The organism is Daejeonella sp. (genome assembly GCF_044232565.1).
In the GTDB taxonomy this organism is placed as follows: Bacteria; Bacteroidota; Bacteroidia; order Sphingobacteriales; family Sphingobacteriaceae; genus Daejeonella.
Genome location: NZ_JBIILQ010000041.1, coordinates 1 through 16018 on the forward strand (window position 1 = coordinate 1; position 16018 = coordinate 16018).

16 protein-coding genes are annotated in these 16018 nt (G+C 35.4%); 9 read left to right on the plus strand and 7 right to left on the minus strand.

The features are described 5' to 3' along the window. Positions 1-22 precede the first annotated feature (22 nt). The 5 genes from prmA to mce all read right to left on the minus strand — a co-directional run bounded on the left by prmA (position 23) and on the right by mce (position 3701). A complete protein-coding gene (prmA, locus tag ACILQF_RS03990) occupies positions 23-868 on the minus strand; it encodes a 50S ribosomal protein L11 methyltransferase (protein ID WP_395626119.1) in 846 nt (281 codons plus the stop codon). Between the two features lie 2 nt (positions 869-870). Beyond that, positions 871-1635, minus strand: coding sequence for a triose-phosphate isomerase (tpiA, locus tag ACILQF_RS03995; RefSeq protein WP_395626120.1), 765 nt, complete (start codon positions 1633-1635; stop codon positions 871-873). Between the two features lie 21 nt (positions 1636-1656). After that, a complete protein-coding gene (locus tag ACILQF_RS04000; RefSeq protein ID WP_395626121.1) occupies positions 1657-2841 on the minus strand; it encodes a GlmU family protein in 1185 nt (394 codons plus the stop codon). 64 nt (positions 2842-2905) lie between these two features. Next, positions 2906-3154, minus strand: coding sequence for a type B 50S ribosomal protein L31 (locus ACILQF_RS04005; protein ID WP_291401318.1), 249 nt, complete (start codon positions 3152-3154; stop codon positions 2906-2908). Between the two features lie 145 nt (positions 3155-3299). Then, positions 3300-3701 carry a methylmalonyl-CoA epimerase gene (gene mce / locus ACILQF_RS04010; protein WP_395626122.1) on the minus strand — a complete coding sequence of 134 codons (402 nt, stop codon included), beginning with the start codon at positions 3699-3701 and terminating at the stop codon, positions 3300-3302. Between the two features lie 124 nt (positions 3702-3825). Here mce and ACILQF_RS04015 point away from each other — a divergent pair, with 124 nt between their 5' ends. The 5 genes from ACILQF_RS04015 (at position 3826) to lysS (ending at position 10066) form a co-directional block, all read left to right on the plus strand. Beyond that, positions 3826-5037, plus strand: a complete 1212-nt coding sequence (locus ACILQF_RS04015; RefSeq protein ID WP_395626123.1) for an IscS subfamily cysteine desulfurase — start codon at positions 3826-3828, stop codon at positions 5035-5037. A 340-nt stretch (positions 5038-5377) separates the two neighbouring features. Then, positions 5378-5791 carry a Fe-S cluster assembly scaffold IscU gene (gene iscU, locus ACILQF_RS04020; protein WP_395626124.1) on the plus strand — a complete coding sequence of 138 codons (414 nt, stop codon included), beginning with the start codon at positions 5378-5380 and terminating at the stop codon, positions 5789-5791. A gap of 43 nt (positions 5792-5834) precedes the next feature. After that, a complete protein-coding gene (locus ACILQF_RS04025) occupies positions 5835-6161 on the plus strand; it encodes a HesB/IscA family protein (RefSeq protein ID WP_395626125.1) in 327 nt (108 codons plus the stop codon). A gap of 131 nt (positions 6162-6292) precedes the next feature. Continuing rightward, the gene (locus tag ACILQF_RS04030; protein WP_395626126.1) at positions 6293-8206 is read left to right on the plus strand and encodes an AMP-dependent synthetase/ligase; all 1914 of its coding nucleotides are present in this window, start codon (positions 6293-6295) and stop codon (positions 8204-8206) included. 138 nt (positions 8207-8344) lie between these two features. Continuing rightward, positions 8345-10066 carry a lysine--tRNA ligase gene (lysS, locus tag ACILQF_RS04035; protein ID WP_395626127.1) on the plus strand — a complete coding sequence of 574 codons (1722 nt, stop codon included), beginning with the start codon at positions 8345-8347 and terminating at the stop codon, positions 10064-10066. A 292-nt stretch (positions 10067-10358) separates the two neighbouring features. Here lysS and ACILQF_RS04040 read toward each other — a convergent pair whose 3' ends face one another. After that, a complete protein-coding gene (locus ACILQF_RS04040) occupies positions 10359-10907 on the minus strand; it encodes a DUF2892 domain-containing protein (RefSeq protein WP_395626128.1) in 549 nt (182 codons plus the stop codon). Between the two features lie 74 nt (positions 10908-10981). On the opposite strand from ACILQF_RS04040, the gene ung reads away from it, so the two are divergent. After that, on the plus strand, positions 10982-11659 hold the full coding sequence (ung, locus tag ACILQF_RS04045; protein ID WP_395626129.1) for a uracil-DNA glycosylase: 678 nt from the start codon (positions 10982-10984) through the stop codon (positions 11657-11659). 31 nt (positions 11660-11690) lie between these two features. On the opposite strand, the gene ACILQF_RS04050 is transcribed toward ung, so the two are convergent. Then, on the minus strand, positions 11691-12161 hold the full coding sequence (locus tag ACILQF_RS04050; RefSeq protein WP_291401297.1) for an Lrp/AsnC family transcriptional regulator: 471 nt from the start codon (positions 12159-12161) through the stop codon (positions 11691-11693). 139 nt (positions 12162-12300) lie between these two features. Between ACILQF_RS04050 and ACILQF_RS04055 the strand changes: the two genes are divergently transcribed. The 3 genes from ACILQF_RS04055 (at position 12301) to smpB (ending at position 15504) form a co-directional block, all read left to right on the plus strand. Next, positions 12301-12957, plus strand: a complete 657-nt coding sequence (locus ACILQF_RS04055) for a metal-dependent transcriptional regulator (RefSeq protein ID WP_395626130.1) — start codon at positions 12301-12303, stop codon at positions 12955-12957. Continuing rightward, positions 12957-14828 carry an Nramp family divalent metal transporter gene (locus ACILQF_RS04060; protein ID WP_395626131.1) on the plus strand — a complete coding sequence of 624 codons (1872 nt, stop codon included), beginning with the start codon at positions 12957-12959 and terminating at the stop codon, positions 14826-14828. The genes ACILQF_RS04055 and ACILQF_RS04060 overlap by 1 nt, the downstream gene beginning before the upstream one ends. A gap of 226 nt (positions 14829-15054) precedes the next feature. Further along, complete coding sequence (gene smpB / locus ACILQF_RS04065) at positions 15055-15504, plus strand: SsrA-binding protein SmpB (protein WP_090698302.1); 450 nt, start codon at positions 15055-15057, stop codon at positions 15502-15504. The last annotated feature ends 514 nt before the right edge of the window (positions 15505-16018 follow it).

Consider the following 16018-nt stretch of genomic DNA (forward strand, 5'->3'; position numbering starts at 1 on the left):
TATTGGACTAGAATAAGTATAATTACTTATTAGAAAAAACGAATTTAGCGGACACCCATGCATTAAGAACTTTATGTCCATTATATTTAAATCCAATCGAATCGCATTTTTTCTTAATAATTTCTAAATCTGGATCTTCATAAAAGCCACTTAAAAATAGTTTCGTTTCATGTTTTGAGGCTACAGAATAAGTATCCAACTGATCCAATAAAATATTTCTATTTATGTTAGCGAGAATAATATCAAACTTTTGATTTGGAATCACTTCTTTAGATCCGCATAGGGCTTCGATATTATTTGTTTTATTAAGTAGCGCATTTTCAAGTGTACTATCGTAGCAAACATCATCATAATCTATCGCTAAAACCTCTTTTGCACCCATTTTAGAGGCTAAAATCGCCAAAATTCCAGTACCACACCCCATGTCTAATACTTTTTGCCCAGAAAAATTTTCAGCCAGCATAAATTCCATCATTAAAGCAGTGGTTTGATGATGGCCGGTACCAAAAGCCATCTTAGGATCGATTATTATTTCATATTCAAATTGAGGCTGTGGCTCATGAAAAGTTGCACGAATATAACAACGATTTGCTACCTGAAGTGGCTCAAAATTACTTTCCCAAATCTCGTTCCAATTTTGATGAGGAATACTCTGGGTTGTAAAAGAAAAAGAAAACATTTGTTCAAATGTTTTCTTTAATTGTTCAAGAGCTTCTAAATTAAGTGCCGAAGAAGGGATATAGGCCTTAAACCCATTATCAAGATCTTCGAAGGTATCAAAGCCTATTTCAGATAAAGCATTGATTAATAAATCTTTATGGAAATCCTCATTTGAAGTAACATTGACTAAAACTTCACTATAAATCATGCTTAATTCAGTGCTTTAATAATATCTACAAAATCACGAGCTTTTAAAGAAGCACCACCAATCAATCCTCCATCAATGTCTGGCTGTGCGAAAAGCTCAGCAGCATTTTTTGGGTTACAACTTCCTCCATATAAGATAGTGATGTTTTCAGCTAGAGACTGCCCATATTTTTCGACAATTAGGTTACGAATAAACAGATGGATTTCTTGTGCTTGCTCTGGGCTTGCAGTTAAACCTGTACCAATTGCCCACACTGGCTCATAGGCTAAAATTAATTTACCATATTCTGACCCATCCAGATGAAAAGATGCTTCAGAAATTTGCTCTTTAATCACATCAAAATAGGTACCACCATTTCTCTGCTCCAATGTCTCACCAATACAAAATATCGGAAGTAAACCATTTTTCAAAGTTGTATCTAATTTCTGTGCGAGCAAGGAGCTTGACTCAGAAAAATATAATCTACGCTCTGAATGCCCAATAATTACATATTTTGCACCGGCAGAAGCAATCATTTGAGCTGAAACTTCTCCTGTATAGGCGCCATTTTCTGCTTGGTGACAATTTTGAGCTCCAATTGATAATTTACTTGTATCATTTAAAGCTTTTGCGAGGCTATTCAAATGAATGCTTGGTGAACAAACAATCACTTCTTGCTCTCCACGGAGTTCTACTTTAAGAAGGTCTTGAATTTCATTAAAAAGATGAATTCCTTGTTCCAAATCCAAATTCATTTTCCAGTTACCAGCGACTATATTTTTTCTCATTCTAAATTTTTATTATTGATATTAAAACCTTCTGTGTTTTTCTGTAAGCTCAAAAATATGCGTTAATATTTTCTGTTCAACTTCATTAAACTCAATATTTCTTCTAATAGATACCTTCTTCGCGGTTTCAAACATCTTCATTAACGAATAAATTTCAAATCCCTGGTTCCCTCCCCAGGAAAAATCAGGAACAAAGTTTCTGGGAAAACCTGATCCGAACAAATTTGCACTAACCCCTACTACAGTGCCTGTGTTGAACATCGTATTAATTGCGCATTTAGCATGATCAGCCATAATTAAACCGCAAAACTGAAGTCCAGTTCTTCTAAAACTTTCACTTGAATAATCCCACAATCTTACCTCCGCATAATTATTCTTCATATTAGAATTATTACTATCCGCGCCAATATTACACCATTCACCCAAAACAGAATTACCCAAATAACCCTCATGTCCTTTGGCAGAATTAGCAAAAATGACTGAATTATTTATCTCGCCACCAGCTTTTGAATGCGGACCGATGGTAGTCATGCCATAAATTTTAGCACCCATCTTCAGTATCGCACTTTCACAAAGTGCAAAGGGACCTCGAACATGACAGCCTTCCATAATTACTGAATCTTTTCCGAGATAAATGGGACCTAATTTAGTATTGAAAGTAGAACACTCCGCCTCAACACCTTCCTCAACAAAAATTTGATCACCAAGAATGGTATTTGTACTACTCAGACTAGCAGAGATTCGTCCTTTTGTAATTAAATCGAAATCTTTTTTAATCTCCAAACCATTGAATGAAAAAATATTTTCAGGAAATGCGATTCTCACAAAAGGCAATAAGTATTCAATCTTTTGATAAGCTGAAAGCGAATCCAAGTTAAATTGTTTGGCTCCTAATTCATTTAACCTTAAAGCGATTAATATTGTGTCCGAAACAAGAGCTTCCCCTTCCTTCAATCCAGCGATTGCAGAGAGAAGACCTTGGTCGGGACAGAAAGCAGAATTAATAAAAAGATTGTCGGAACCTATAAAAAGCGGGTATTTTTCCTGAAGATAAGCTTCGGTGAGATAAGAAATCTCTGAATTTAGATAGCGTTTCCATTTTTCAGAGATAGTCAAAATACCAACCCTGAACTCAGAAATAGGCCTTGTAAATGCCAATGGTAATAAATTGGCACGAAACTGATCGTCGAAAAGTATGATACCCATAGCACAAAAATAACAAAAGTCCCGACCTTATGAGTGGGGACTTCTGCTATTATTCATCAAATAATTATTTTTTTTCGTAACGGGTACGGAACTTATCGATACGTCCAGCAGTATCAACTAGTTTCATTTTACCTGTGTAAAACGGGTGTGAGGTATGAGAAATTTCTAATTTAACTAGAGGATATTCATTACCATCTTCCCATTTAATACTTTCTTTAGTATCAATACAAGATTTAGTTAAGAAAGAATATTCGTTAGACATGTCCTTGAACACAACTAACCTATAATTTTTGGGATGCAATTCAGCTTTCATCTTCAATACTTTTTAAGAGGTGCAAATATAGCAAAAAATACAACTTGTGAAAAGTAATTTTGAAAAATATCTCATTCTATTATTTCACAAGAGTTCAAAAACGATTCAGAAGGCTTTTAAACTAAAATGCAAGATGATTTTTTATTTATTTTATTTCTTGGCAAAGTTCTATTAAAACTCCATTTGATGATTTAGGATGCACGAAACACACCAATTTATTATCAGCGCCATTTTTAGGACTATCACTTAAAAGCAGGAAACCCTCACTTTTTAATCGAGCCATTTCCTTTACAATGTCATCTACAGCAAAGGCAATATGATGAATACCCTCTCCACGCTTTTCAATAAATTTGTTTATCGAACTGTCCGACGAGCTTGCTTCTAATAATTCTATCTTACTTTCACCAATTTGAAAGAACTCAGTAATCACCATTTCGGAAATAACCTCCTCTTTTTTATAGCTTGACAAACCAAGTAGTCTTTCATAAACTGTGGAGGCATCCTTTAAGCTTTTTACTGCTATTCCAATGTGCTCTATCTTATTCATATTCATATTAATATGGCATAAAAATGACCATTTTATCTATACCTACATAGACAAAATTGACAATTACTGAAAAAAATATTTCATATCTTTGTTTAAAATTAAATAAGACTATAAATATCTCGAAATGGAATTGCCTATATATTTAGATAATAACTCTACAACTCCAATGGATCCACGTGTTTTGGATGCTATGCTACCTTATTTTAATGCAAAATTTGGAAATGCAGCAAGCAGAAATCATGCTTTCGGATGGGCTGCAGAAGAGGGTGTTGATTATGCGCGTGAGCAGGTTGCAAAGCTGATTGGAGCTAATGAAAAAGAAATTATTTTCACTTCTGGAGCTACAGAATCAGATAACCTGGCTATTAAGGGTGTTTTTGAGATGTATAAAGACAAAGGAAATCACATTATTACCTGCGTTACTGAACATAAAGCAGTCCTGGATGCCTGCAAACACGTTGAAAAACTTGGTGGCGAAGTAACTTACCTTGGGGTTAAGTCTGATGGAATGATTGACCTTGCTGAATTAGAAGCGGCAATGACTGAAAAGACCATTCTCGTTGCCATTATGTTTGGAAACAATGAAATTGGTGTTATTCAACCAATAAGAGAAATCTCTGCAATTGCACACAAGCATGGAGCTTTATTTATGAGCGATGCTGTCCAAGCTGTTGGTAAGATACCAGTTGATGTAAACGCTGACGGAATTGATTTAATGGCTTTTACAGCTCACAAAATGTACGGACCAAAGGGTGTTGGAGCATTGTATGTGCGACGTAAAAATCCAAGAGTTAAGGTTACTGCTCAAATGGATGGTGGAGGTCATGAAAGAGGGATGCGTTCAGGAACATTAAATGTTCCCGGAATTGTTGGTTTTGGTAAAGCAGCTGAACTTTGTCGCTTAGAAATGGATCAAGAAGCAAAACGTCTTTCTAAATTACGTGATAAATTACAAGTTGAACTTACTGTATTAGAGGAGAGCTATGTAAATGGAAATATTGATCACCGATTACCACACGTGGCTAATATTTCATTTAAATATGTTGAAGGTGAAGGATTAATGATGGCAATGAAAGATTTAGCTGTTTCTTCAGGATCGGCTTGTACATCGGCTTCATTAGAACCATCGTATGTTCTAAAGAGCTTGGGCCTTTCAGATGATTTGGCACATTCATCTATTCGTTTTGGCTTGGGTCGTTTTACTACAGAAGAGGAAGTTGTTTTTGCAATTGAACAAACTAAAAAAGCGGTAAATCACCTACGCGATCTTTCGCCACTTTGGGAAATGTTCAAAGAAGGAATTGATCTCGACAAGATTGAGTGGGCAGAGCACTAAAGAATTTTATTAATAATCTATACTAATAAGTTATAAGTATTAAGTTTTATTAATAAGTTGTAAGTAATAAAGTTATAATTAGTAAGTAATATACTTGAATAAAACCAAACTAATAACTGATAACAGACAACTGATAACAGACAACTGTCATTGACAACTGATAACTGACAACTGACAACTGATAACTGATAACTGACAACTGACAACTGTCATTGACAACTAACAACTGACAACTGACAACTGACAACTGATAACTGACAACAGACAACAGACAATCGTTAAAAACAAATAACAAAAATTAAATTCACAACCGGTTAACCGGTATTAAATATCAAAAAAAATGGCATACTCAGAAAAAGTAATTGATCATTATTCCAATCCACGTAATGTAGGAACGCTTGATAAAAGCAGCACTAAAGTTGGAACAGGGTTAGTTGGAGCGCCTGAATGTGGCGACGTAATGCGTTTACAAATTGAAGTTGATGAAAATCATATGATCACTGATGCAAAATTCAAAACTTTCGGATGTGGATCGGCAATCGCTTCATCTTCGCTTGCAACTGAATGGTTAAAAGGTAAATCAATTGATGATGCAATGAAAATTGACAATATGGATATTGTTGAAGAATTAGCATTACCTCCAGTTAAAATTCATTGTTCAGTTTTAGCTGAAGACGCAATTAAGGCAGCAATTAATGATTACCGCGTAAAAAACGGATTAGAAGCATTAGAAGTAGCTAAATCTCACCACTAAAATTTCCTGGCTTTAAAAGCTAGAAAACTTTATAATAATTAAGATGGTAACTGTAACAGATAAAGCGAAAAGCAAAGTTGAACAACTGATGTCTGAAAACCAACTCGATAAGAGTTATTTCTTACGTGTTTCTGTTCAAGGAGGAGGTTGTTCTGGCTTATCTTACAAAATGGATTTCGATAATGAAGATAAACCTGGCGATCAATTTTTTGAAGATCAGGGGATACGTTTAGCCCTAGATATGAAATCTTTTTTATACCTCGCAGGTACAGAACTTGATTTTTCGGACGGTTTAAATGGTAAAGGCTTTAATTTCATCAATCCAAATGCTTCTAGAACTTGTGGATGCGGAGAAAGTTTCTCTGTGTAAAGCACTAGTAATCAGCATCTAATGAATTTTTTAACTTATAAATAAAAAACAAAAGGCTCTTTTAAGAGCCTTTTGTTTTTTTACAGGTATTCTGTTATACTTGTTAATTATAAATTTCATACACACTCAAAATGAATTCAATTACAGAATTAACCACCGTTCCGCAATTAATCAGAAATGTAGTCGGGTATGTTCACGATGAAAACACCACTTTTTTAATCCACAAGGTAAAAGAAAGTTGGGTAGAACTCAGCTATAAACAAGTATTAGATACCGCTGATGCCATTTCAAGTTATTTTCTTGAATTGGGAATTATTAATGGCGACCGATTGGCCCTAATCATTGAAAACTCAGTTGATTGGGTTTATTATGATCAAGGTTTACAACAAATCGGTGGAGTCAACGTATCGATCTATCCTACACTTTCAGAAGCAGAAATTGAATATATCTTAAATGATTCGGGAGCAAAGACTCTCTTAGTAGGAAGTCCCTTTTTACTCAGAAAAATACTAAAAATCGCAAATAATTGCCCTAGTTTACAAAGAATCATTCCAGTTTTTGATGATTATCAAAAATACCTGCCTGATGCTAATTTAAATGCAGGAGTAATTAGTTTTAAAAATCTTATAGAAGAAGGTAAAAAAAGTTTAGACCGCTATAAAAAACAGATAGAAATTGCTAGGGAAGCTATTCTTCCAAGTAATTTAACCTCGTTAATTTACACTTCAGGCACAACTGGAACTCCGAAAGGTGTTATGTTAACGCATTCCAATTTCGTTCAAAACGTAAAAGTTTGCTTGCAACAGATTCCTGTAATCAATAAAGACGATCTTTTTCTTTCATTTCTGCCATTATCTCATGTATTTGAGCGTACAGCAACTTATCATGTATGTTGTGCCGTAGGAAGCAAAATCGCTTTTGCTCAAAGTCTAGAGCTTTTAGCAAAAAATATGGGCGAAGTAAAGCCCACAGTAATGAGTTGTGTTCCTCGTTTACTGGAACGCATTCACGATAAAGCGATGAAAAATGGCACCTCTGCTGGCGGAGCAAAGGCTAAAATATTTTTATGGGCCATTCAAATTGGAAAAGAATACCGTGAAACACACGAAGCTGGTAAAAAAGCAAGTTTTATTTTAGAGGCCAAGAAGGCTATTGCAGAAAAATTAGTTTTCAGTAAAATAAAAGAGAAAACCGGTGGTCGTTTAAAGTTTATGCTTTCAGGTGGAGCTGCTTTACCTAAAAACGTGGGTGAATTCTTTGGCAATTTAGGGATTAAGGTTTTAGAGGGATTTGGATTAACAGAAACCTCTCCAGTAATGTCGGTTACAGAATATCACCGCCAGGTTTATGGAACCGTAGGTCGGATTATTCCAGGCATTGAAGTAGCCATACAAGATGTAGAAAGTAAGAAAATTATTTGTATTCAAACTCATGAAAGCTTTGATGAGAATTTTGAGTGTGCAGAAGGTGAGATTATTGTTAGAGGTCATTGTGTAATGAAAGGGTATTGGAATAAGCCTTTGGAGACTGCTGAAGTGATTGACCCAGATGGATGGTTTCATACGGGTGATGTAGGTCGTTACTTCAAGGGAAATCTTCAGATTACCGACAGAATTAAAAATATGCTGGTAAATGCTTATGGCAAAAATATTTATCCTACACCAGTCGAAAACACCTATTTAAAGAGTCCTAAAATTGAACAAATATTCTTGATTGGTGATAAGCGAGAATACGTTACAGCTATCGTAATTCCTTCAAGGGAGGTTCTACAAGAAACTTTCAACTTGAATGATGAGTATTTTCAAGAGAAAGATTCGTTTATCAGGGACCCAAAAATACTTGATTGGTTAAATGAAGATATTAAAAAATATTCCAACGAATTAGCCAAATTTGAGCGAATGAAGTCGTTTTTAGTCAAAAGAAACCCTTTTAGCATTGAAGAAGGTGAAATTACACCAACCATGAAGGCAAAAAGAAAAGCGATTGAGAAGAAATATGCTGATGACATCAGTGCCTTATATTTACAAGAAACAGAAGTCGACTAATTTGAAATTCGACATTAATCGATTTTAAGAGCAGATTTATCTATTCTTTTAAATTTTCTTAATCAAACATCAGCATGATGCATGTAAAAGATAGAATCTATACGTGCTTTTTCTTATTTTTGCACAAATTTTAAATAAATGAGCATCGGATTATCTGAATTGGAGATTTTGCGCCGAGAGGCCTTAGCTGAATTACGAAACCTTGGAATTGACCCCTACCCACCAGAAGCATTTGAAGTAAACGCATTTGCAAAGGATATTTTAGATAATTACGAACGCGATAAAACATCCTATAAAAATATCCAATTTGCCGGCCGAATAATGAGTCGAAGGATAATGGGAAGTGCCTCATTTGCCGAGCTTCAAGACTCAACGGGAAGGATTCAAGCCTACATTAACCGTGATGAAATCTGCCCAGGAGAGGATAAAACCCTTTACAATACCGTTTTTAAGAAGCTTTTAGATATAGGTGATTTTGTAGGCATCACTGGATATGTTTTTACAACACAAACCGGTGAAATTTCTATTCACGTAAGTGAAATGAAAATTTTATCTAAGTCGCTGAAGCCCCTACCCATCGTAAAACGCGATGATGAAGGAAATACATACGATGGCTTTACTGACCCGGAAATGCGTTACAGACAGCGCTATGTTGATTTAACAGTAAATCCGGAATTCAAGTCTATTTTCATAAAGCGGTCGAAGGTAATCAATACCATGAGATCATATTTTGATGATCAAGGTTGGATGGAAGTTGAAACTCCAATTCTTCAACCCATACACGGTGGTGCAGCAGCAAGACCATTCAACACGCATCACAATGCATTAGATATGCCTCTTTATTTGCGTATTGCAAATGAATTGTACCTCAAGCGACTCATTGTTGCGGGCTTTGATGGTGTATATGAGTTCGGAAAAATGTTCAGAAATGAAGGCATGGACCGCACGCATAATCCAGAATTTACATCCATGGAGATCTATGTAGCATACAAAGATTATATATGGATGATGGGTATGGTTGAGCAATGTCTAGAAAAAGTAGCCATCGCCATTCATGGCAAATCAGGCATAAAAGTTGGTGACCATATCATTGAATTTGCTGGTCCTTATGAGAAACTTTCCATGTACAACTCCATTAAAAAGTTTACAGGAATAGATGTTTCTGAAATGGATGAAGAAACTCTTAGAGTTACTTGTAAGCAATTAAATATTGAGGTAGACCCAAGCATGGGTAGAGGAAAACTAATTGATGAGATATTTAGTGAAAAAGTAGAAGAGTTTTTAATTCAGCCAACCTATATCACCGACTATCCAATCGAAATGACCCCACTAGCTAAAAAACATCGTAGTCATGAAGGACTTGTAGAGCGTTTCGAGCTATTTGTAATGGGTAAGGAGATTGCTAATGCGTACACTGAACTGAATGACCCTATCGACCAGCGTGAGCGCTTAGAAGAGCAATTATTGCTAGCTGGACGTGGCGATGAAGAAGCAATGGCAATGGATGAAGATTTTCTAAGAGCTTTAGAGTATGGGATGCCACCAACATCAGGCTTAGGAATTGGTATTGACCGTTTAGTAATGTTAATGACCAATCAAAGCACTATTCAGGAGGTTTTATTCTTCCCTCAAATGAGGCCAGAAAAGAAGGTAAAACAAGCTTCATCAGAAGATTTTATTGCACAGGGTATTCCAGCAGAATGGGTTCCAGTATTAAATAAAATGGGCTTTAAAACTCTTGATGAATTAAAATCTGGAAATCCGAATAAGGTATTTAATGATCTTGGTGGGATGCGTAAAAAGATGAAACTTGAAATTACTATGCCTTCAAAAGAGACTGTTTTAGAATGGTTTAGTTAACAGAAAGATAATATAATGATCAAAGCCATTTAACTTTTGTTAAATGGCTTTTTTTTATTTTTGAAATAAAAAATGGTGAAATTAACTATTGTCATATCAGAACAGGAATATCTAATTAAATTTAATAAGGATGAATTCGATCTTTCCCTAATTAAAAACCTGTTAAAAAGAATAAACTTCGAACAGAATCAATTTAGTGAAGAATCAATTACTGAAATCGAAGACCTTAAGTTTTCGCAATTAAATTATGAGTCTTTAAGTCGTTTTGATTGTCTCAGAGACAAATAGACAATTAAAACTGACGATAATTACGTTGCTGAACTGTACGATCCATCTGCCCCATTTGCTCCTTCATCATTTTTATCTGATCAGCCAACAATTTATTTTTATCGGCTTTTTTAGCTTCTTGTAGATACAAAGTAGCTTCCCTTTTATTTCTTTTTGCCATGGCGATACCTGCAAGGCTTAATTTTGCAAGTGCAATATTATGATCCATGGTCATTCCTAGACTTAAAGCTCTCTTAAAATACTTTTCAGACTGTAAAGGAGCCTTGCGAGATTCAATAAGTCCGATAAGTAAATTATAATATCCCTGCTGACCACTAAATAATTGCGTTTCAGCATTTTTAATACGATTCAACCAAACGGCAGCCTTGTCCATATTATCTTTACGTAAATAATATTGAGCAATCAGCATATATTCATTATAGAAGTAGGTAACTGCAATTAGAATAGATAGGAAAACTGAGAGAATTCCCCATCCCCAATATCCAAAAACCATTAAAGCTACTGCTGCACCCAACACGATGGCTGCAATTATCAATCTGATGTAATTAGGCATTATCTTTTTATCTTTTTAATTGAGCACAAATATCCGTTTATTTGAGCGTTTAACCAATATCTATCTAAGAAAATATGGACTTTCGAATTGAAACCAGCTGGAAGCATATCTTGAAGGAGGAATTTGAAAAAGATTACATGAAAAAACTGGATTTGTTTCTTCATTCACAACAAGAAAAGGGGCTTCGAGTTTTTCCACCTAAGCACTTAATATTCAGTGCTTTTAATCATACTACATTTAAAAAAGTTAAGGTGCTTATACTTGGACAAGACCCATATCATGGAATTAATCAGGCGCATGGATTAGCTTTTTCAGTCAACAAAGGAGTTACTATTCCACCCTCTCTAAAAAATATTTTCAAGGAGCTCCACTTGGAATATCCAGATTTTAAACATCCCCAACATGGAGATCTTAGTCAATGGGCAAATCAAGGAGTATTATTATTGAATTCGACGCTAACAGTTGAAGAATCAAGGGCAGGATCACACCAAAATAAAGGCTGGGAAATATTTACAGATAAAGTTATTCAGGAATTGTCTGAGAAAAGGACCGGAATTGTATTCTTACTTTGGGGGAAGAACGCACAAACTAAATCGAAACTAATTGATTTAGAAAAACATGTGGTTCTAACCGCAGCGCATCCATCACCTCTCTCAGCTCATAATGGCTTTTTGGGATGCAATCATTTCATCAAGACAAATGAGTTGTTAAAGCAAGCAGGACAGCAGGAAATAAATTGGCAATTAAGCTGATTTAAATTGAAAAGAACAAGTAAAAACTTAGTTAATACTCTAATGGAACTGCAGGTTCCTTCTTATTGGTCGACATAATCATCATGGTTTGAAAAGTTTTAACGACCGAAATCTTACTAATTTTATCCATGATCAATCGCTCATAAGATTTGATATCCTTCACATAAGCCTTAAGCAGAAAATCACATTGCCCCGTCACGTGGTGACATTCAGTAATTTCTTTAATAGCAGCAATTTCTTCAAGAAATACTTGAATGGTATTATTTTTATGAAAGTCGAGCTGAATTTGAATGAAGGTTTTGATACCCAAACCAAGTAATTCTTCATCCACAAGTGCATGATAACTTTTAATGTAATTCGATTGCTCTAATTTTCTTACACGTTCTAGAGTTGGCGCCGGAGAAAGACCTACTTCATGAGAAAGTTGAAGATTGGTTATCCTTCCATTTTCTTGTAAAATTTTTAAAATTCTAAGATCTATTTTGTCCAATTCTATTGCCATAAGTGATACAAAAGTAAAAGTTTTAACGGATATCACCGAATTTTATTTTAAAATAACCCAATAAAATTAGCATATATTTTTTATTATAAATTTTTAGATTAGTCTAAAATATTAATTAGATTTGTTTAATTTAAGATTTATGCATTCATTCACCGAAGAGAATTACTTAAAAGCTATTTACCATTTAAGCACAATTAATAGCTTGGTGGTGAGCACAAACCAGATTGCAGAGATGACTAATACCAAAGCAGCCTCTGTAACCGACATGTTAAAAAAACTATCAGACAAGAAATTGATTCATTACATTCGATATCAAGGTGTTACCTTAACTGAAATCGGGAAAAATGTAGCATTAAACATTGTCAGGAAGCATCGCTTATGGGAGGTTTTTTTGGTAGAAAAGCTAGGCTTTAAATGGGATGAGGTACATGATATCGCGGAAGAATTGGAGCATATTAATTCAGAAATGCTAATCAATCGATTAGATGATTTTTTAGGCAATCCTTCTGCAGACCCACATGGCGACCCAATTCCCGACCGTATGGGTGCGATACCTCTAAAAAAGCTGGTACGAATATCAGATATGATTCAGAACCAATACGGAATAATTACAGGTGTTAGCGAACATTCATCTGTTTTCCTGAAGTTACTTGAAAAACTAGGGCTAACACTTGGAACCAAAATAATGATCTCCGAGTTGATTGAGTTCGACGGATCAATCATTTTACTAGTCAATGAAATTACAGACAGAACAATCAGCCGCGAGGTGGCAAAAAATATTTTAGTAATGCTATGATGAATAAAAATGACGATTCATTAAGTGAGGTTCATGGTTCTGTAAGTACCTCTGGAAAAACTGGATGGAGGAAACTTTTTGCATTTATTGGTCCTGCATATCTTGTCAGCGTTGGCTATATGGATCCAGGAAACTGGGCAACAGATATAGCCGGCGGTAGTCAGTTTGGTTATAAATTGATATGGGTATTACTCATGTCGAACCTAATGGCATTATTGCTTCAATCTTTGAGTGCGAGGCTCGGAATAGTCCGCGGACTAGATCTAGCGCAAGCTTCACGAAATACGTATCCCGCTTATATCAATTACCCACTTTATGCTTTGGCACAAATTGCTATCATTGCTTGCGATTTGGCAGAGATAATTGGAATGGCAATCGGACTTAATCTTTTGTTCGGCTTACCACTAATCTGGGGAATTTCAATAACGATTCTTGATACATTCCTCTTGCTTTTCCTAATGAACAAGGGAATGAGAATGATGGAGGTATTCATTGTGTCTATGGTATTTATTGTTGGAATCTCTTTCCTAACCGAAATGTTCATCGTTGAACCGGTATTTGGAGAAGTGATCTCAGGTTTTAAACCATCCATTTTGTCGGGAAATGCACTTTATATTGCTATTGGTATAATCGGAGCTACTGTTATGCCACATAATTTATATTTACACTCCTCTTTAGTTCAAACAAGAAAAATCGAAAGAACACCAAAAGGCATCAGGGAATCCTTAAAATATAATTTTATTGATACCACTATTGCGTTAAATCTAGCTTTTTTTGTTAACGCTGCGATCTTAATTCTGGCTGCCACGGCCTTCTATAAAAATGGTTTATTTGAAGTAGCAGAAATACAAGATGCCTATAAATTACTTGATCATATTTTTGGATCAGTAGCACCAACCATGTTTGCCATTGCATTAATTGCTTCGGGACAAAGTTCTACCATCACAGGAACTTTAGCAGGTCAGATCGTAATGGAAGGCCATCTTAAACTACGAATACAGCCCTGGATTAGGCGTCTTTTAACAAGGCTAATGGCCATAATTCCAGCATTTTATACCATTCTCCATTTTGGAGAAGATGCACTTGGCGGATTGTTGGTTTTGAGTCAGGTTGTATTGAGTTTACAGTTAGGATTTGCGGTAATCCCCCTAATTCATTTCAACTCTGATAAGTCAAAAATGAAAGAATATGCAATTAAGACCTGGGTAAAAATTCTTGCCTGGCTTACCGCATTAATCATTGTTAGTTTAAATGTGCAGCTTGTAATTGAAGAGATTGGAGGTTGGATTAAAAATACGACAGTCGGAATTTGGTGGATCTATCTACTTGTTATCCCTGTGATAATTATGATCTTTGCATTGCTTCTTTATGTATTCATCATGCCTTTTTTCAAGAAGTATGAGCTTCAATCATCCAATGTACCCCATGGTGAAGCATTAGAAATCGGAGAAATTCAACCAGTACTGTACCATAAAATTGGAATTTCAGTTGATTTTTCTAAAAATGACCGGAACACCTTACGTCATGCACTACTTCAGGGTGGTAAAGATGCTGAATATCACCTCATTCACATTGTTGAGACGGCAGGTGCAAGATTCCACGGTGAAAAGGTTTTGGATTTAGAAACGCAAAGCGATACCGAGAATTTGGAGAAATACAAATTAAATTTGGAGAACTTAGGTTATAAAATCGAGATAGCCATCGGTTATGGAAGTCCTGCAAAAGCCATTTGCGAGGTGGTTAAAGCAAAAGAATTAGAATTATTAGTAATGGGAGTTCATGGTCACTCAGGCATCAGTGATTTGATCTTTGGCACGACGGTAGAAAAAGTACGTCATAAAGTTAAAATTCCAGTTTTAATAGTTAAATAATCTTTAGCAAGATAAGTTCTAAATGCTCATTACAGATTTTATTTACCCCCTTAAAAAAATCGTTAAAATGAATGATTAGCTTGTTTTTTGAAAAAAGATTTGATTAATCTAGCACAATGTAAAACAATTTAAGCCCAACCAAAGGTTGTAAATTTGCACTAAGGTAATTCCAAACTAAAGATTATAAGTTTCTGTTGTGGATTTTCTTTCGGATATTTGCATAGCTATGGGAAGTGGAATTAGTATAAAAAACAAAAGGGCATATTTTGAGTATCACATACTTGATACCTATACAGCCGGAATTAAACTTTTGGGAACTGAAATTAAATCCATAAGAGAAGGAAAAGCCGATATCAATGATGCATTCTGCACTTTTATTGATGGTCAATTGTATGTCCGAAATATGCAGATCGCAGAATATTCTCATGGTTCATTCTATAATCATGAAGCAAAGCGTGACAGAATTCTACTGTTGAACAAAAAGGAATTAGCGAAACTTAGAACAAATATTGAGGAAAAAGGATTTACCATTATCCCATTAAAGATATTTACTTCAGAAAGAGGGTTTGCCAAGCTAGAAATCGGACTAGCACAGGGCAAGAAAATTTACGACAAACGTGAAACGCTTAAGGATCGAGACGCGAAACTTGAAATGAGCAGGGCGATGAAGAGGTAGCTAGTAGTTAGGTGGTTAGTCTAGTGAGATTTGAAGAGGGTTGTCGGTTATCTGTTGTCGGTCGTGAGACCCTTGAAAAGGGTTGTCGGTTATCTGTCTTTGCTCTTTATTCCTTGCTCCAGAATCAGTTGTTCGGTGGCTGAGGTTTTCTCGAAGCCAGGCTGATCGGATAGTGAATCGGCTAGTATAAAAAAGCACGATTTAAGAAACCTATCTTTATTCCTTGCTCCTTGTTCTTTAATCAAAAATCAATTCCTTTAATCCCAAATTCACGTTAGTATGATAAAGTTAACTGACAACCATTAACTGACGACTGACAACCCTTAACCGACAACTGACAACCCTTAACTGACAACCGACAACCGTTAACTGACAACCGTTAACTGACAACCGACAACCCTTAACTGACAACTGACAACCGTTAACTGACAACTGATAACCAAATCCTACCAAGCCTTCTCCCCTACCAAAGGCACAAATCGAAATGTATCCAATACAAATCGCTCAAAGTCGT